General features: G+C 70.5%; 18 protein-coding genes and 1 tRNA gene. 10 read left to right on the forward strand and 9 right to left on the reverse strand.

Annotated features, from left to right (window positions below):
* Window positions 1-88: 88 nt before the first annotated feature.
* Window positions 89-271 (forward strand): hypothetical protein, encoded by a 183-nt coding sequence (locus ACWC1K_RS12220; RefSeq protein ID WP_450830670.1) that lies wholly within the window; start codon window positions 89-91, stop codon window positions 269-271.
* Window positions 272-290: 19 nt separating this feature from the next.
* Here the strand turns inward: ACWC1K_RS12220 and mscL are convergent, their stop codons facing one another.
* From mscL to ACWC1K_RS12250, 6 genes are all read right to left on the reverse strand, one after another.
* Window positions 291-749 carry a large conductance mechanosensitive channel protein MscL gene (mscL, locus tag ACWC1K_RS12225; RefSeq protein WP_450830672.1) on the reverse strand — a complete coding sequence of 153 codons (459 nt, stop codon included), beginning with the start codon at window positions 747-749 and terminating at the stop codon, window positions 291-293.
* Between the two features lie 93 nt (window positions 750-842).
* Window positions 843-1388 (reverse strand): hypothetical protein, encoded by a 546-nt coding sequence (locus tag ACWC1K_RS12230; protein WP_450830674.1) that lies wholly within the window; start codon window positions 1386-1388, stop codon window positions 843-845.
* Between the two features lie 174 nt (window positions 1389-1562).
* Window positions 1563-2396 carry an S-methyl-5'-thioadenosine phosphorylase gene (locus ACWC1K_RS12235; RefSeq protein ID WP_450830676.1) on the reverse strand — a complete coding sequence of 278 codons (834 nt, stop codon included), beginning with the start codon at window positions 2394-2396 and terminating at the stop codon, window positions 1563-1565.
* Between the two features lie 99 nt (window positions 2397-2495).
* Window positions 2496-2798, reverse strand: a complete 303-nt coding sequence (locus tag ACWC1K_RS12240; RefSeq protein ID WP_450830677.1) for an FmdB family zinc ribbon protein — start codon at window positions 2796-2798, stop codon at window positions 2496-2498.
* Between the two features lie 67 nt (window positions 2799-2865).
* The gene (locus ACWC1K_RS12245; RefSeq protein WP_450830679.1) at window positions 2866-4128 is read right to left on the reverse strand and encodes an MFS transporter; all 1263 of its coding nucleotides are present in this window, start codon (window positions 4126-4128) and stop codon (window positions 2866-2868) included.
* Between the two features lie 278 nt (window positions 4129-4406).
* Entirely contained in the window at window positions 4407-5948 is a 1542-nt protein-coding gene (locus tag ACWC1K_RS12250; protein WP_450830763.1) for a potassium/proton antiporter, read from the reverse strand.
* Between the two features lie 240 nt (window positions 5949-6188).
* Between ACWC1K_RS12250 and ACWC1K_RS12255 the strand changes: the two genes are divergently transcribed.
* Window positions 6189-8972: a penicillin acylase family protein gene (locus ACWC1K_RS12255; RefSeq protein WP_450830681.1), complete on the forward strand. Its 2784-nt coding sequence runs from the start codon at window positions 6189-6191 to the stop codon at window positions 8970-8972.
* 69 nt (window positions 8973-9041) lie between these two features.
* Here the strand turns inward: ACWC1K_RS12255 and ACWC1K_RS12260 are convergent, their stop codons facing one another.
* Window positions 9042-9656: a 5-formyltetrahydrofolate cyclo-ligase gene (locus ACWC1K_RS12260; RefSeq protein ID WP_450830683.1), complete on the reverse strand. Its 615-nt coding sequence runs from the start codon at window positions 9654-9656 to the stop codon at window positions 9042-9044.
* Window positions 9657-9750: 94 nt separating this feature from the next.
* Between ACWC1K_RS12260 and galU the strand changes: the two genes are divergently transcribed.
* From galU to ACWC1K_RS12295, 7 genes are all read left to right on the forward strand, one after another.
* A complete protein-coding gene (gene galU / locus ACWC1K_RS12265) occupies window positions 9751-10653 on the forward strand; it encodes a UTP--glucose-1-phosphate uridylyltransferase GalU (protein ID WP_450830684.1) in 903 nt (300 codons plus the stop codon).
* Between the two features lie 5 nt (window positions 10654-10658).
* A complete protein-coding gene (glp, locus tag ACWC1K_RS12270; protein WP_450830685.1) occupies window positions 10659-11981 on the forward strand; it encodes a molybdotransferase-like divisome protein Glp in 1323 nt (440 codons plus the stop codon).
* An 85-nt stretch (window positions 11982-12066) separates the two neighbouring features.
* Window positions 12067-12546 (forward strand): cyclic pyranopterin monophosphate synthase MoaC, encoded by a 480-nt coding sequence (moaC, locus tag ACWC1K_RS12275; protein ID WP_030941990.1) that lies wholly within the window; start codon window positions 12067-12069, stop codon window positions 12544-12546.
* Window positions 12543-13049 carry a MogA/MoaB family molybdenum cofactor biosynthesis protein gene (locus tag ACWC1K_RS12280; protein ID WP_450830687.1) on the forward strand — a complete coding sequence of 169 codons (507 nt, stop codon included), beginning with the start codon at window positions 12543-12545 and terminating at the stop codon, window positions 13047-13049. The genes moaC and ACWC1K_RS12280 overlap by 4 nt, the downstream gene beginning before the upstream one ends.
* Window positions 13050-13069: 20 nt before the next feature.
* The gene (locus ACWC1K_RS12285) at window positions 13070-13672 is read left to right on the forward strand and encodes a GNAT family N-acetyltransferase (RefSeq protein ID WP_351473787.1); all 603 of its coding nucleotides are present in this window, start codon (window positions 13070-13072) and stop codon (window positions 13670-13672) included.
* Window positions 13673-13888: 216 nt separating this feature from the next.
* Window positions 13889-15082 (forward strand): divisome protein SepX/GlpR, encoded by a 1194-nt coding sequence (gene sepX / locus ACWC1K_RS12290; RefSeq protein WP_450830689.1) that lies wholly within the window; start codon window positions 13889-13891, stop codon window positions 15080-15082.
* A gap of 89 nt (window positions 15083-15171) precedes the next feature.
* Window positions 15172-15245 (forward strand) — tRNA-Ala (locus tag ACWC1K_RS12295).
* 117 nt (window positions 15246-15362) lie between these two features.
* Here the strand turns inward: ACWC1K_RS12295 and ACWC1K_RS12300 are convergent.
* A complete protein-coding gene (locus ACWC1K_RS12300) occupies window positions 15363-15839 on the reverse strand; it encodes a GNAT family N-acetyltransferase (RefSeq protein ID WP_450830691.1) in 477 nt (158 codons plus the stop codon).
* Window positions 15840-15886: 47 nt separating this feature from the next.
* Here ACWC1K_RS12300 and ACWC1K_RS12305 point away from each other — a divergent pair, with 47 nt between their 5' ends.
* The gene (locus ACWC1K_RS12305; RefSeq protein WP_450830693.1) at window positions 15887-16711 is read left to right on the forward strand and encodes an exodeoxyribonuclease III; all 825 of its coding nucleotides are present in this window, start codon (window positions 15887-15889) and stop codon (window positions 16709-16711) included.
* Between the two features lie 13 nt (window positions 16712-16724).
* Here ACWC1K_RS12305 and ACWC1K_RS12310 read toward each other — a convergent pair whose 3' ends face one another.
* Window positions 16725-17360: a DUF6518 family protein gene (locus tag ACWC1K_RS12310; RefSeq protein ID WP_450830695.1), complete on the reverse strand. Its 636-nt coding sequence runs from the start codon at window positions 17358-17360 to the stop codon at window positions 16725-16727.
* Window positions 17361-17398 lie beyond the last annotated feature (38 nt).

Genomic DNA, 17398 nt, shown 5'->3' on the forward strand with positions numbered 1-17398 from the left:
CCCGTCCTCACCGCGCACAGCCCGCGGGCCGGCCGGGCCACCGGCGCGACCCGGCCGGCGCGCGCCCCCGGGGCCGTACCCTGGACGCATGACCTCCGCCCCCGCCCCCGAGCCGCGCGCCCCGAAGCCCGCGCTGATCTTCGACGATCCGCTGGACCAGCAGTCCTCGGACGACACCGACCGAGGCTGGGGCGAGCGGCCGCGCTCCGAAGGGGACTCCGCGGCCGACCTGAAGCGCTTCCTCGACGAGAAGCCGCCCCACCACCTCTGAACCGCGCGGGCCGCTGCCGCTACTGCCCGTTGCGCCCGGCCCCGCGCTGTGCGACCAGCTCGTCGCGGATCTCCTTCAGCACTTCCAGCTCGGTCACCTCGATCACCTCGTGGGTGCCCTCCCGCGCCTTGCGGCGGGCCTCCACGCGGGCGAGGTACTTCGCCATGGGCAGCACCATCAGGAAGTAGACGACGGCCGCCGTGATCACGAAGCTGAGGGTGGCGCCGAGGACGGAGCCCCACATGAGCTGGATCCCGTGGTTGCCCGGGCACGACTCGCTCAGGCACGACTTGTAGTTGTCGAGGTTCGTGGTGCCGATCGCCCCGACCAGCGGGTTGATGAGCCCCTTCACCACCGAGTTCACGATGTTGGTGAACGCGGCCCCGATCACCACCGCCACCGCCAGATCGACGACGTTCCCGCGCATCAGGAAGGCCTTGAAGCCATGCCAGATGCTCGGTTCCTTCTTCTCGCTCACCTCGGGTCCTCTTCTCGCACGCGTAGGTTGAGGAACAAACAGTTCCGCAACCTACGGCACGGCGGGATCGCCCTGCCCGTCCGGGTGGGGGGATCAGCACACCGTCACCGCCAGCCGGGCCGTCGCGCTCGCGCCGGCGAGGTGTGCCGCGGTGGAACGGGGAACCGAGAGCACGACCAGCGCCCCGCGCTCAGCCCCGTCGTCCACGGGCTCCGGCACCTTGGTCACCCGTGCCCCGCGCGCGACCACACGGGCAGCACCCCCCGTCGCCGTCTCCTGCGCGGCGACGACGTCCACCCGGTCGCCGGGCCTGAGCAGCCGGACCGTGGCCCCGTCGGCGATCCGCACCGGCGCGGCCACCATCTCGACGGCGCGGTGCTTCCGTACGGGATCCGCCACCGGATGCCCACGCGCCGGGCCGGCGGTGCGTGGCCCCGCCGCCACCAGCGCGGCCGCGGTCACCGCGAGGCCCGCGGCCACGGCCCGCCTCCGGTGCCGTACGAGCCGTTGCAGCCGATACCGCCCGCCGCGCACCCGCACGGGAGCGAAGTGCGGGACCTCGCAGGTGGCGGGGGCGTCGGCGCCGGGCGGGCGCGGGGCGGAAGGGGAGGGGAAGAAGGGCGGAGGAGGGAGGGACATGCCAATCACCACCTGCATCGAGGAGTCATCGAGGGATCGCCTTGCAGGCCCACGATGAGGCCTCGCGGCGATCTCTGCCGACGCCGGTGGACTACCGACGGGTTGTGGACAACTCCCTCACCGGAACGGGAAGTTCCGGAATGTCGAACCGTCCGAGGCTCCCCCCGGCCCCCGTTACGGCAGCTCGAACCCCGGATCCATCCCGCCCAGCGCGCTCGTGCACAGGCAGTCCCGGTCCTCGTTCGAGGGCAGCGCGGCCACCGCGTCGAACAGCACGCCCCGCAGCCGGTCCACATTGGCCGCGAACACCCGCAGCACCTCGTCGTGCGAGACGCCCTCGCCGGTCTCGGCGCCCGCGTCGAGGTCGGTGACCAGCGTCATCGTCGAGTAGCACAGCTCCAGTTCACGGGCGAGCGCCGCCTCGGGATGGCCCGTCATACCGACCACCGACCAGCCCTGCGCCTGGTGCCACAACGATTCTGCGCGGGTCGAGAAGCGCGGCCCCTCGACCACGACCAGGGTGCCGCCGTCCACCGGCTCCCAGTCCCGGCCGCGCGCGGCCTTCAGGGCGGCAGCCCGTCCGACGGGGCAGTAGGGGTCGGCCAGGGACACGTGCACCACGTTCGGGATGGTGCCGCCGGGCAGCGGCAGACCGTCGAAGTACGTCCCCACCCGGGACTTCGTACGGTCGACCAGCTGGTCCGGCACGAGCAGCGTGCCCGGCCCGTACTCGGGGCGCAGCCCGCCCACCGCGCACGGGCCGAGCACCTGGCGCACGCCGAGCGACCGCAGCGCCCACAGGTTGGCCCGGTAGTTGATCCGGTGCGGCGGCAGATGGTGGCCGCGTCCGTGGCGGGGCAGGAAGGCGACCTGCCGGCCGGCGATCTCGCCGAGGAAGAGGGAGTCGCTGGGCGGCCCGTAAGGGGTGTCCACCTGGACCTCGGTCACGTCGTCGAGGAACGAGTAGAAGCCCGAGCCGCCGATTACACCGATCTCTGCGTTCGCCATGGGCGCACAGTATCGGGCCCGGACGGCGTGCGGAGAAGGGGGATCCGGAGACGGCGAGAACCCTGCCGTCGGACGACGACAGGGTCCCGTGAGCGGGTCCTAGGCGGCGGAACTGCTGGAGGTGGTGCCGGTGCTCGACGGCTTCGAGTCCGAGGACGACGAGGACGGAGCCGACGACGAGGTGGACGTCGACGACTTCGACGCCGGCGAGCTGCTCGAAGAGGAGCCGCGGCTGTCGTTCCGGTAGAAACCGGAGCCCTTGAAGACAATGCCGACCGCGGAGAACACCTTCTTCAGGCGGCCACCGCAGTTGGGGCACTCGGTCAGAGCGTCGTCGGTGAACTTCTGCACCGCCTCGAGGCCCTCGCCGCACTCGGTGCACTGGTACTGGTAGGTGGGCACTGTCTTCCTCCTGGCACTCTCACTCAATGAGTGCTAACGAGCGTCTATAGTGACGTATTCCTGAGGATCAGTCCACTGTCACCGGCACTCGGTGACCGACGCCACGTGCGACGGTCAGGCTGCGGGGGCGTGTCACGAGCCGTGACCGAAGGGCCAGGAGGGTCGTCAGCGCCAGTACGGTACCGGCCATCGGCACCAGGAATCCGGCCCCGCCCCAGAAGCGGTCCTCCAGCTGTCCGGCGACCGTGACGGCCGCCGCCTGGCCGAGTGCCACCGCGCCGGTCAGCCAGGTGAAGGCCTCGGTGCGGGCGCCCGCCGGGACCAGGCCCTCGACCAGCGTGTAGCCGGTGATCAGCGCGGGCGCGATGCACATGCCGACGAGCAGGCCGAGGCCGGCCAGCAGGAGCACCGAGTGGGCGGCCCACAGGCCGGAGGCCGCCAGGGCGAGGGCGCCGTACCCGAGGACGAGCCGCCGCTGCGGGGCCACCTTCCAGGCGACCGCGCCGCAGACGATGCCGGAGAGCATGTTGCCCGCCGCGAAGACGCCGTAGAGGACGCCGTTCAGGCCTGGCTCGCCGATCGACTCGGTGAACGCGGCCAGCGAGACCTGTATGCCGCCGAAGACGGAACCGATGCCCAGGAACGCCACGATCAGAACGCGCACACCGGGAACGCGCAGCGCGGAGGCGTGCTCCACGCGCGCGTGCCCGGTCGCGCCGACCTCGGGCTGTGTGCTCTTCTGCGCGGCGAACAGCAGACCGCCGACGAGCGTCAGCGAGGCCTCGGTCACCAGGCCGGCGGCCGGGGTGACGGCGGTGCACAGGGCGGTGGCGAGCAGCGGCCCGAAGACGAAGGTCAGCTCGTCCGTGACGGACTCGAAGGCGGCCGCGGTGGTCATCAGGGGCGAGCCCTGGAGCTTCACGCCCCAACGGGCGCGGACCATGGGGCCGACCTGCGGGACCGAGGCGCCGGTCGGCACGGCCGCCGCGAACAGTGCCCACAGGGGCGCGTGGGCCAGCGCGAGCGCGGTGAGGGTCAGGCCCGACAGGGAGTGCAGCAGTACGCCGGGGATCAGTACGGCGCGCTGCCCGTAGCGGTCCGCGAGACGGCCGCTGTAGGGCGCGAACAGGGCCATGGAGACCCCGGTGACGGCCGCGGCGGCGCCCGCCGCGCCGTAGGAGCCGGTGGTGTGCTGCACGAGCAGCACGATGGAGATGGTGAGCATCGCGAACGGCTGGCGTGCCGCGAAGCCGGGGAGCAGGAACGTCCAGGCGCCGCGGGTGCGCAGCAGCTGGCCGTAGCCCGGGCGGGAGGTGACCGTGGATGCCACGGCCCGTGCCTTTCTGCCGCCTGGTAGCGCGGCCCCTTTTTTCGGGCGGCGCCGAGAGCTGTCCTCTTGCGCGGAACTGCGGTAGATACCGGCGGTCCACTGCCTAGGGACGTTCCGGCCGCCATACGGTCGCGCCAGCACTGCGTCAGGCAGAGTTGGTTCGATCTGGGTGCGCCTTCATCGTACAGGGATCATCGGGCGCTGTGCCTGTGAATACGAGCACCATGGGGGACGTTCACCTGCGATTACTCGCGGTGTGAATCGTACGAAACACGCCGTTAACGCCCGGCTCCCGCTCCCGTCCCGTTCGTCCCGAGCCATCCGGCCAGCTTGCCGCCGTGGCCGACCGAGCGCAGTCGCCGCTCGGTGGCGTCCCGCACCGGGTCCGTGGTGACGACGAGCAGTTCGTCGCCGCGCCGCAGCACCGTCGTGGGCAGGGGGACAAACGATTTTCCTTCGCGGACGACCAGGGTGACGGCGGCCCCGGCCGGCAGGCGCAGCTCGGCCACCTCGACGCCGTGCATCTTCGAGCCCTCGGGGATCGCGACGGACAGCAGATGCCCGCGCAGCCGCTCCAGCGGGGCGGACTCGATGCCGAGGTCGGCGGCCTCGGCGTCCTCGCCCAGCCGCAGCTTGCCGGCGAGCCAGGGCAGCGTCGGCCCCTGGACCAGGGTGTACACGACGACCAGCACGAAGACGATGTTGAAGATGCGACGGCTGGCGTCCACGCCCTGCACCATCGGGATCGTCGCCAGGATGATGGGGACCGCGCCGCGCAGTCCGGCCCAGGACATCAGGGTCTGCTCCTGCCACGGCACCCGGAACGGCGTCAGGCACAGCACCACGCTCAGCGGGCGCGCCACCATGGTCAGCACCAGACCGATGACGAGCGCGGGCACCACGTCGTCGCCGAGCTCGTGCGGGGTGACCAGCAGGCCGAGCAGCACGAACATGCCGATCTGGGCGATCCAGCCGAGTCCGTCGGCGAAACCGCGGGTGGCGGGCCAGTGGGGCAGTTTCGCGTTGCCCATCATCATCGAGGCGAGATAGACGCCGAGGAAACCGCTGCCGTGCGCGAGCGCGCCGCCCGCGTACGCGGTGACGGCGATCGCCATCACCGCGATCGGGTAGAGGCCAGAGGCGGGCAGCGCCACGTGCCGAAGACCCCAGGAGCCGAGCCAGCCCACCGCGAGACCGATGGCCGCGCCGATGGCGAGTTCCAGGGCTATCTCGCCCAGCAGCACATACCAGTGGTCGACGGGGCCGGCCGTCGAGAAGGCGACCACCAGGATGACCACCGGGGCGTCGTTGAAGCCGGACTCGGCCTCCAGCGTGCCCGTCACGCGGGCGGGCAGGGGGATCTTGCGCAGCACCGAGAAGACCGCCGCCGCGTCCGTGGAGGAGACCACCGCCCCGACGATGAGCGCCTGCCGCCACTCCAGCCCGATCAGGAAGTGCGCGGCCGATGCCGTGACCCCGACGCTCACCGCGACCCCGCCCAGTGCCAGCGCGGAGGCGGCCGGCAGGGCCGGCTTGATCTCCTTCCACTTCGTGCCCAGACCGCCCTCGGCCAGGATCACGACCAGGGCCGCGTATCCGATGACCTGGGTCAGTTCGGCATTGTTGAAGTGGATGTTGCCGATCCCGTCCTGGCCCATGAGGACCCCGATCCCCAGGTACACGAGCAGGCTGGGGAGCCCGCTGCGCGAGGAGATCCGGACCGCTGCCACGGCGACGAGCAGGACGAGCGAGCAGACGAGCAGAAGCTGGTTGAGGTGGTGGACAGTCAGCGGCCGTTCCCTTCCCTGGCTCACGCGCATCCCGCGCGGGAGCTCACGTACATAGGACACGAAGCCGAGAAACTCCGCACCCAAGTACTTCGTTACCTTACCTAACTCTTGACGATTTCTTGACGCTCGCCGAGGCAGGATCGAACGCGCGCCCGGTCTCGTTCCCGACTCCGCGTCAAGGGGTGCGGGGCCCTGCGCCTATGGTTGCTCCAGCGCTCATTCAAAGTCACAGCCCCGCCTGCCGCTCGCGTTAGGACAGCAAGGACAGCGATGCCCCCCAACATCACCGCCACAACGGGTGACAAGCCCGGCAAGTCCGGCAGGAAGAAGGGGCGCAAAGCCCGATTGGTCGTGCTGGTACTGGTCCTGGCCATCATCGGAGGCGTCGCCTACGGGGCGTACTGGTCCATCAGCACCGTCCGCGCGTCGTTCCCGCAGACCAAGGGATCGATCACGCTCGACGGCCTGTCAGGACCCGTCGACGTGAAGCGCGACGGCAACGGCATCCCGCAGATCTACGCCTCCTCCGACGAGGACCTGTTCATGGCGCAGGGCTACGTCCAGGCGCAGGACCGGTTCTACGAGATGGACGTGCGCCGTCACATGACCTCCGGCCGGCTGTCGGAGATGTTCGGCAAGGACCAGGTCAAGGACGACGAATTCCTGCGCACCCTGGGCTGGGACCGGGTGGCGAAGAAGGAGTACGACACCAAGCTGTCGGACTCCACCAAGAAGTACCTCCAGGCGTACGCCAAGGGAGTCAACGCCTACCTGAAGGGCAAGGACGGCAAGGACATCTCCCTGGAGTACGCGGCCCTGGGCTTCGTCAACGACTACAAGCCGGCGCAGTGGACCCCGGTCGACTCGATCTCCTGGCTGAAGGCGATGGCCTGGGACCTGCGCGGCAACATGCAGGACGAGATCGACCGCGCCCTGATGACCAGCCGCCTCGGCCCCAAGCAGATCGCCGACCTGTACCCGGACTACCCGTACAGCCGCAACAAGGCGATCGTCCAGGAGGGCCAGTACAACGCGCTCACCAAGACGTTCCAGCAGAACGGCAGCTCCTCCACGAGCGGTGCGTCCGGTACCTCTGGTACGTCCGGTAGCTCCACGAGCAGCGCGACCGGCTCGGCCCTGACGAGCCAGCTGTCGGGTCTCTACAAGGTCCTGGACAACGTGCCCACGGCCGTCGGCGTGAACGGCCAGGGCATCGGCTCCAACTCCTGGGTGGTCGCCGGGGATCACACCATCACCGGCAAGCCGCTGCTGGCCAACGACCCGCATCTGTCGGCCTCGCTGCCGTCCGTCTGGTACCAGATGGGCCTGCACTGCCGCACCGTCTCCAGCAAGTGCCAGTACGACGTGACCGGTTACACCTTCGCCGGCATGCCCGGTGTGGTCATCGGCCACAACCAGAACATCGCCTGGGGCATGACCAACTCCGGTGTCGACGTCACCGACCTGTACCTGGAGAAGGTCTCCGGCGACGGCTACCTCTACGACGGCACGGTGCGGCCGTTCAAGACCCGCGAGGAGACCATCAAGGTCGCCGGTGGCAAGTCCAAGACGATCGTCGTGCGCCAGACCGCCGACGGGATGCCCCTGCTCTCCGACCGCGACGACGAGCTCGTGACGGTCGGCAAGAAGGCCGGCGTCAACACCGCCGCACCCGACCGCGGCGACGGCTACGGCATCGCGCTGCGCTGGACCGCGCTCGACCCCGGCACCTCCATGGACGCCGTCTTCGCCTTGGACAGGGCGGCGAGCTGGAGCGACTTCCGCTCCGCGGCCGCCCTGTTCGACGTGCCCTCGCAGAACCTCGTCTACGCGGACAAGAACAACATCGGCTACACACTGCCCGGAAAGATCCCGACGCGGGCGAAGAAGGACGACGGCTCGATCCCGGCGCCGGGCTGGGACTCCGGCTACAAGTGGACCGGGTACATCCCCAAGGCCGCACTGCCCTACGAGTTCAACCCGAAGCGCGGCTACATCGTCACCGCCAACCAGGCCGTGATCGACCCGGACAAGTATCCCTACACGCTCACCACCGACTGGGGCTACGGCACCCGCAGCCAGCGCATCACCGACCTGATCGAGTCGAAGATCAGGGGCGGCGGCAAGATCTCCACCGACGACATGCGCCAGATGCAGCTGGACAACAGCAGCGAGATCGCCAAGCTGCTCGTGCCCAAGCTGCTGAAGATCGACATCACGGACAAGGACGTCCGCGGGGCGAAGGCCGTCCGTGAGGCGCAGGACCTCCTGGAGGGCTGGGACTACACCCAGGACGCCGACTCGGCGGCGGCCGCCTACTTCAACTCGGTCTGGCGCAACATCCTCAAGCTGGCCTTCGGCAACAAGCTGCCCAAGGAACTGCGGGTCGAGGGCCAGTGCCTGTGGGTCGATCCCGTCAACAGCACCGGGCCCGCGGACGAGACGAACAAGGTGCGCGAGTGCGGCGAGCGCGCCGCCGACCAGGCGCAGCCGGACGGCGGTGACCGCTGGTTCGAGGTCGTCCGCAACCTCCTGGACGACCAGAAGAGCGACTGGTGGTCCACGCCCAAGTCGCTCACCCGGCCCGGGGCGAGCGACAACCGCGACGACCTGTTCAAGCGCGCCATGATCGACGCCCGTTGGGAGCTGACGGCCAAGCTGGGCAAGGACATCGACACCTGGAGCTGGGGCCGGCTGCACCGCCTGTTCCTGAAGAACCAGACCCTCGGCACCGACGGCCCCGCCTTCGTGAAGTACATCCTCAACCGCGGCCCCTGGAAGCTCAGCGGCGGCGAGGCGACGGTCAACGCCACCGGCTGGAACGCGGCGGGCGGCTACGGCGTCGTCTGGGTGCCGTCGATGCGCATGGTGGTCAACCTCGACGACCTCGACAAGTCGAAGTGGATCAACCTCACCGGCGCCTCGGGACACGCCTACAGCGCCCACTACACCGACCAGACGAGCAAGTGGGTCAAGGGCGAACTGCTCGACTGGAACTTCTCGGAAAAGGCCGTCGACGACGACACGAGCGACACCCTGGTCCTGAAGCCCTGAGCCACCGGCCCCAGGCCACGGATCACGGGCCACGGGCAGTGCCCTCCACGCGCGCGTGGAGGGCACTTCTCATGTGAACCGCCGCACCCCCGACGGCGTCACCACCGCATGCACCGGCCGGTCGTGCGCCTCCTCCGGGACGTGCCCGACGACCTCCGAGTCGTACAGCAGCACCACCAGCGCGGGGTGGGCGTCCGCGCGCTCCAGACGCGTGAGGACGCGGTCGTACGACCCTCCGCCGCGTCCCAGCCGCATCCCGCGGGCGTCGACGGCGAGACCGGGCAGCAGCACGACGTCGGCGCCGGTCACGGCGTCCGGTCCCAGACGTTCGCCGGCGGGCTCGAAAAGGGCCATTTTTCCGCCGTGTTGGACGCGCGCGAGGGAGCCCTCCCCGGTGTAGGCGCCCCAGTCGAGATCGTTGTCCGCCAGGAGGGCGGGAAGCAGGACGCGCACGCCCCGCTCGCGCAGCGCGTCCAGCAGCGCGAGCGTCCCCGGCTCGCTCCCTACGGAGACGTACGCCGCCACCGTGCGCGCATGCGCCAGCTCCGGCAGCTCCAGAGCGCGGCCGGCCAGAGCGTCCGCGGATTCCCGCACGTCATCGGCCGTCAATCTGTTTCTCACCGCGAGGAGCTCTCGCCGCAACATTCGCTTGTCAGCCTCGGTCGCACGTCCGATGTGACTCATAGGTCGCACCCGTACCCTTCCATATGTGCTCATATGAGAGCCAATTAACCGGAGCCTCAGATTCCCTGCAAAGGCACCGGATAAGGTTGCCGCCATGACCCAGTCGCACCCCAGGATCAGCAAGGCTGTCATCCCCGCAGCAGGCCTCGGTACCAGGTTCCTGCCGGCCACCAAGGCCACTCCCAAGGAGATGCTGCCGGTCGTCGACAAGCCGGCGATCCAGTACGTGGTCGAGGAGGCCGTGTCCGCCGGCCTCGACGACGTCCTCATGATCACGGGCCGCAACAAGCGCCCCCTGGAGGACCACTTCGACCGCAACTACGAGCTCGAGTCCGCCCTCCAGAAGAAGGGCGACGCGGGCCGGCTCGCCAAGGTCCAGGAGTCCAGCGACCTGGCGACCATGCACTACGTGCGGCAGGGCGACCCCAGGGGCCTCGGCCACGCGGTGCTGTGCGCCGCCCCGCACGTCGGCCACGAGCCCTTCGCCGTTCTCCTCGGCGACGACCTGATCGACCCGCGCGACCCGCTCCTCGCACGCATGGTCGAGGTCCAGGAGCAGCGCGGCGGCAGCGTCATCGCGCTCATGGAGGTCGCACCCGAGCAGATCCACCTCTACGGCTGCGCGGCCGTCGACCCCACCGACGACTCCGACGTGGTCAAGGTCCACGACCTGGTCGAGAAGCCGGCCGCCGCCGACGCCCCGTCCAACTACGCGATCATCGGCCGCTACGTCCTCGACCCGCACATCTTCGACATACTGCGCAAGACCGAGCCCGGCCGCGGCGGCGAGATCCAGCTCACCGACGCCCTCCAGCAGCTCGCCGCGGACGAGAAGGTCGGCGGCCCGGTGCACGGCGTCGTCTTCAAGGGCCGCCGCTATGACACCGGCGACCGCGGCGACTACCTGCGTGCCATTGTCAGACTCGCATGCGAACGTGAAGACCTGGGCCCGGACTTCCGGACCTGGCTTCGCAGTTACGTAGCCGAGGAGATGTAGCAACGTTGAGCAGCGCCGCGCCCCGCACCACCGGCCAGGACCACCTCTGGTCGGTGGACGAACACCTGGAGGACATCCTCACGACCGTCCGCCCCCTGGAACCCATCGAGCTGCAACTCCTCGACGCCCAGGGCTGTGTGCTGGTCGAGGACGTCACGGTGCCCGTCTCGCTGCCACCGTTCGACAACAGCTCCATGGACGGGTACGCGGTGCGGGTCTCGGATGTCGCGGGCGCGAGCGCGGAGTTCCCCGCCGTCCTGACCGTCGTCGGGGACGTCGCGGCGGGCCAGGCCGACCTGCTCCATGTGGGCCCCGGCCAGGCCGCCCGCATCATGACCGGCGCTCCGCTGCCGCCCGGCGCGGAGACCGTCGTCCCCGTCGAGTGGACCGACGGCGGCCTCGGTGAGGGTCCGGCGACCGGTATGCGCGCCCGGTCCCTGGCCCCCGAGGGCGCCGAGGGGCACGTGCACGTGTACCGGCCGGCCGAGGCACGCGCGCACGTCCGCGCGAAGGGCAGCGACGTGAAGTCCGGCGACCGCGCCCTCGAGGCCGGCACGGTCCTCGGGCCGCCGCAGATCGCCCTGCTCGCCGCGATCGGCCGGGGCACGGTGCGCGTGCGCCCCCGCCCGCGCGTGGTCGTCATGTCCACCGGCAGCGAACTCGTCCAGCCCGACGAGAAACTGGGCAGCGGCCAGATCTACGACTCCAACAGCTTCGCCCTCACCGCCGCCGCCCGCGACGCCGGCGCCATCGCCTACCGCGTGGGCGCCGTCGCCGACGACGCGGAGACCCTCCGCTCCACCATCGAGGACCAGCTCGTCCGCGCCGACCTCATGGTCACCACGGGGGGCGTGAGCGTCGGGGCGTACGACGTGGTCAAGGAGGCCCTGTCGTACGTCGGCGACGAGGACGAGCCGGGCAGCGGCATCGACTTCCGCAAGCTGGCCATGCAGCCGGGCAAGCCCCAGGGCTTCGGCTCCATCGGCCCCGACCACACCCCGCTGCTGGCCCTCCCCGGCAACCCGGTGTCGTCGTACGTCTCCTTCGAGCTCTTCGTCCGCCCCGCCATCCGCACCCTGATGGGACTCGACGACGTGCACCGGCCGCGCACCCGCGCGACCCTCACCGCCCCCAAGGCGCTGACCTCGCCGAAGGGCCGCAGACAGTTCCTGCGCGGGACCTACGCCGAGGGCTCGGTGACGCCGGTCGGCGGGGCCGGATCCCACCTGGTCGCGGCCCTCGCGCACGCGGACGCGCTGATCGTCGTCCCCGAGGACGTGGAGTCCGTCGAGCCCGGCTCCGAGGTCGAGGTCGTCCTGCTCGGCTGAGTGCTCCCGGCCCGCGATACCGTGTCGCGCACAACAGACCCACGCGCCGCACCGCGAGGGCCCGGACGGGAGCGCCACACAGCCAATGAGTACGGACGATCGACTGACCCACATCGACGACGCGGGCGCCGCCCGCATGGTCGACGTGTCCGGCAAGGACGTGACCGCGCGCACCGCCCGCGCCAGCGGACGCGTCCTTGTCTCGCCCCGAGTGGTCGAGCTGCTGCGCGGCGAGGGGGTCCCCAAGGGCGACGCCCTCGCCACCGCGCGCATCGCGGGCATCATGGGCGCCAAGCGCACCCCGGACCTGATCCCGCTCTGTCACCCGTTGTCGGTGTCCGGTGTGAAACTGGACCTGTCGGTCGCGGACGACGCCGTCGAGATCCTGGCCACCGTCAAGACCACGGACCGCACGGGCGTCGAGATGGAGGCCCTCACCGCCGTCTCCGTCGCCGCGCTCACCGTGATCGACATGGTCAAGGCGGTCGACAAGGGAGCGGTCATCACGGACGTACGGGTCGAGGAGAAGACGGGCGGCAAGTCGGGCGACTGGAGCCGGACATGACGTATCGCGCTCTGGTCGTCACGGCCTCCAACAGGGCCGCCGCCGGGATCTACGAGGACAAGGGCGGCCCGCTGATCGCCGACGGCCTCAAGGGCTTCGGCTTCGCCGTCGACGGGCCGCAGGTCGTCCCCGACGGCGATCCGGTGCAGGCCGCCCTGCGCGCCGCCGTCGACGCCGGGTACGACGTGATCGTCACCACTGGCGGCACGGGCCTTTCGCCCACCGACCGCACGCCCGAGGCCACGCGCGCGGTCATCGACCACGAGGTGCCGGGCATCGCGGAGGCCATCAGGGCGTACGGGCGGGACAAGGTGCCCACCGCCGCGCTCTCCCGGGGCCTGGCCGGAGTGGCGGGAAGCACACTGATCGTCAATCTGCCGGGCTCCACCGGCGGGGTGAAGGACGGCCTCGCCGTCCTGGAACCCGTCCTGGTCCACGCCGTCGACCAGATCCGCGGCGGAGACCACCCCAGACCCGGCTCCACCAGTGGGGGTGCGAGCTGAACAGCCCATCCTGGCCCGTCGTGCTGACGGACGGCGACATCGTCCTGAGGCCGATAAAGCTGCGCGACCAGCGGGCCTGGCGCGAGGTCAACCGGCGCAACCGGGACTGGCTGCGCCCCTGGGAGGCGACCATTCCGCCGCCCACTCCGAGCGGGCCGATCGCGCACCGGCCGACCTACCGCCAGATGGTCCGGCATCTGCGGTCCGAGGCGAACTCCGGCCGGATGCTGCCGTTCGTCATCGAGTACCAGGGGCGTCTGGTCGGGCAGTTGACGGTCGCCGGAATCACCTGGGGCTCCATGTGCTCGGGCCACATCGGTTACTGGGTGGACGAGTCGGTGGCGGGACGCGGAGTGATGCCGACCGCCGTGGCGCTTGTCGTGGACCACTGTTTCCGCACCGTCGGACTGCACCGCATCGAGGTCTGCATTCGCCCGGAGAACGGGCCGAGCCGCCGGGTCGTGGAGAAACTCGGATTCCGCGAGGAGGGCCTCAGACCGCGTTATCTCCACATCGACGGAGCCTGGCGCGACCACCTCGTCTTTGCGCTCACCGCGGAAGAGGTCCCCGACGGGTTGCTGCGGCGCTGGCAGCGGGCACGTACTCGGGGGAATCCCGCATAGCGCGGAAGCCCAGGAAGCCGGGAAGCCGGGAAGCCCGAAATTGAATATATGTTCGAAATTGATCGAGCAGTGACCGCCTCAAGGCGCTAAATTCACGCCCTCGGTGGGGTGCTGATCGCATCGGTCACAAAAAAAGTTCGAAATATCAGCCAGATCGTGCGACACACCGGCTCAATTGGCAGATGGCCTCACGCAAACCCCTCTACCGTGTGAGGCGTGAGCAGCAGCGGCCTCATCTACGCAGTCATTGTCGGGGCCTGGGCCGCCTACTTGGTGCCGATGTGGCTCCGTAGGCAGGACGAGCTGAACGAGGCCCGTCCGACGGAACGCTTCAGCACCGCCATCCGGCTGCTGTCCGGACGGGCGGGAATGGAGCGCCGGTACGCCAAGGACCTGCAGGCGCGCTCCACCGAAGAGGGGGAGTCCAGCGCCGGTCGTCCGGACGTCGTCACCGACTCGGTGGACGTCCGGGCCTTCGCCATGCCTCCGACCCGCCCCCAGGCGCGCGCGGAGGTACCGGCACAGGCACAGGCGCCCGGGCGGGCACAACCGGCGCGGGAACAGGCGGAAGCCCCGGCGCCCGCACCGGCCCCGGCCCCCGTGCGAAAGCGGGTGCCCGCGGCGCGGCGCTCCCCGTCGGAGGAAGCGGCCCTGGCGCGCGCCCGGCGTATGAAGGCACTCGCGCGGCGCCGGCGCACCACCGTGATGCTCTTCATCGCGTTCACGCTCGGCGCGATCGTCGCCGCGGTCGGGGGGCTCGCGTTCCTCTGGGCGCCCGGCGTGCCCGCCGTGCTGCTCAGCGCGTACATCGCGTATCTCCGCTCCCAGGAGAGACGCCGTTTCGCCTACCAGATGGACCGGCGCCGCGCCGAGGATGCCGCCGAGCGGCTGCGTGAGCGCGCCCGCCAGCCGCGCCGTCGCGCCGCCGCCACCGAGGCGGACGCCGACGAATCGGACGAGGGACCGGCCCAGGGCACCGACCCCGGACTGTCCGCGCTCGCCGCCGACCGGCGCGCCCTCGTCGAGCAGACCGACCACGCCGAGTGGGTGGACCAGCAGCGCGAGCGGCAGCGGCGGCCCGGCCACGGGGACAGCTGGGACCCGGTGCCGGTGCCGTTGCCGACGTATGTGACCGCGCCGGTCGCTCCGCGGGCCACCGCGGACGTCGACCTCGGGGCGCCGGACACCTGGAGCTCCGCGCGGTCGGGTTCCGTGGCCCGGGGCCAGGAGGCGCCGGCCGCCGACGCCGTGGAGCCGGCCACGGCCGCCCCCGCGGAGGACAAGGCGGACGACGACGGGCGTAGTGACGCCCGCCGGGCGGCTTCCGCGCGGCGGGCCCGCGAGCGGGGGCGTACGCCGCTGTTCGACCAGTACGAGGACGGCGAGCGGCCGCGGGCCGCCAACGAGTAGCCCCCCGACCTGTGCCGCTGCCCCGGCGGCGGCGCGGGAACGGATTTCCAAGCACGCGGATCGGGGTGCTAGAGTTTCACTCGTTGCAAGGGCCTGTGGCGCAGTCCGGTAGCGCACCTCGTTCGCATCGAGGGGGCCAGGGGTTCAAATCCCCTCAGGTCCACCGCAACAACTGGTCAGGGAAACCTGAGGCAGTTGATGAGATCCCGTCCGATCGGAAGATCGGGCGGGATCTTTGTTATGCCCGACGTTGTGCCTGACGTCCTGTCAGGCAGGCCTGTCACAGCTCCTTCGCGAAGCACCGGCTGCTCTCGTAGTGCCGGTAGTAGCCGAACTTCTCGCACGGCTCGTACCCGCTGGACGTGTACAGGGCGATGGCCTCCGGCTGCTTCGTGCCCGTCTCCAGGACCATCCGCATCCGGCCGGCCGCGCGGGCGTCCTCCTCCAGGGCGGCCAGGATGCGCCGGGCGAGTCCGAGGCCGCGCGCCGACTCCACCACGTACATCCGCTTGACCTCGGCGTCCCCGTCGAGGTTGCCCTCGCCGTTGGTGTCCTGGGCGCGCCAGCCGCCCGTGGCCACGGGGGTGTCGTTCTCGTCGTACGCGATGAAGTACACGCCGTACGGGGGCTCGAAGTCCGCCGGGTCAAGGGCCGTGGCGTCGCCGCCGTCGCCGTAGCGCGCGTGGTACTCCGCCTGGACCTCGTCGTTCAGCTTGACGGCGTCCGGGTGGTCGAAGGAGACGCGACGAATAATCATGTTGGGGATCGTACACCTATGCATCGAGGGGGTCCGGTCGCGATCCAGTGTGCCGGTATCGTTCCCGCGTGCTCACTGTGACCTCCGTCAATGTCAATGGACTGCGCGCCGCCGCGAAGAAGGGCTTCGTGGAGTGGCTCGCCGGCACCAGTGCCGATGTGCTCTGCCTGCAGGAGGTGCGCGCCGAGCCGCAGCAGCTGCCGGAGCACGTGCGCACGCCGGACGGCTGGCATGTCGTCCATGCGCCGGCCGCCGCCAAGGGCCGCGCCGGCGTCTCCCTCTATACCCGCCGCGAGCCCGACCGTATCCAGGTCGGCTTCGGGGCGGCGGAGTTCGAGACCAGCGGCCGCTATGTCGAGGTGGACCTGCCGGGTGTCACGGTCGCCTCCCTCTACCTCCCCTCCGGCGAGGTCGGCACCGAGCGCCAGGACGAGAAGATCCGCTTCATGGGCGAGTTCCTCGCCTATCTGAAGGCCCTGCGGGAGCGCGCCGCCGCCGGCGGACGCGAGGTCGTCGTCTGCGGCGACTGGAACATCGCCCACCGGCCGGCCGACCTGAAGAACTGGCGCGGGAACCAGAAGAACTCCGGGTTCCTGCCGGAGGAGCGGGAGTGGCTCGGGCGGGTCTTCGACGCCGAGGACGGCGGTTACGTCGATGTCGTGCGCGCCCTGCATCCCGATGTGGAGGGGCCGTACACCTGGTGGTCGTACCGGGGGCGGGCTTTCGATAACGATTCGGGTTGGCGCATCGACCTCGCCGTCACGACCCCCGGGCTGGCCGCCCGGGCCGTCAAGGCGGTGGTGGAGCGGGCGGCTTCGCATGAGGAGCGGTGGTCGGACCACGCTCCCGTGACGGTGACCTTCGAGAGGTGAGGCCGCGGCGGCCTCAGGCCGACAGGTGCTGCAACGGCAGTTCGACGACGGCGTAGGCGATCACCGACAGCGGCAGTGCCACCAGCAGTGCCAGTGCGCGTTCCTTGGGCCCGCGTCCCATCAGCAGCGGGGTGAGGACGAGGAGCGCCGCGCAGGCCCAGGCCTGTTCGGCGTAATGGAGCACCCGCACGTACAGGATGGCCTCCATCCCGAACACGGCCGCCAGTGAGGCCAGTCCGGCGACACGACGGGGTGCCGTGTGCCCGCGCCGCCACCATGCCCCGGCGGCACCGAACAACGGGCCGCTGAGGAGCGCCATCGCCAGCCACACCAGCGGCCAGAACGGACTGCCCATGCCGCCGCGGCCGAATTCGGCGTAGCCGTAGTAGCCGACGACCAGGCCGATCGTCGTGTACAGGCCGGCGAGCACCGGCCTGCGCAGCGCCGGGTGCCCGCCCGCCACCAGCGCGCCGACGGCGAATGCCGGGACGCACCACACCGCGCCGGAGTTCGCGATCTGGTTCGAGGCGCCCGGCAGCACACCCTGGGCGAGGTTGGTGAGCATGCCGAGGCCGACTCCTGCCAGCGGCGCGGACATCCACCACCGGTCCGGCCCGAGGATCGGACGTATGGCTGTGCTGAGCGTCATGAGCGCGACTATACACGGCATCTATACGCGATGTGTAT

The sequence above is a fragment of the Streptomyces sp. NPDC001492 genome, assembly GCF_053597275.1.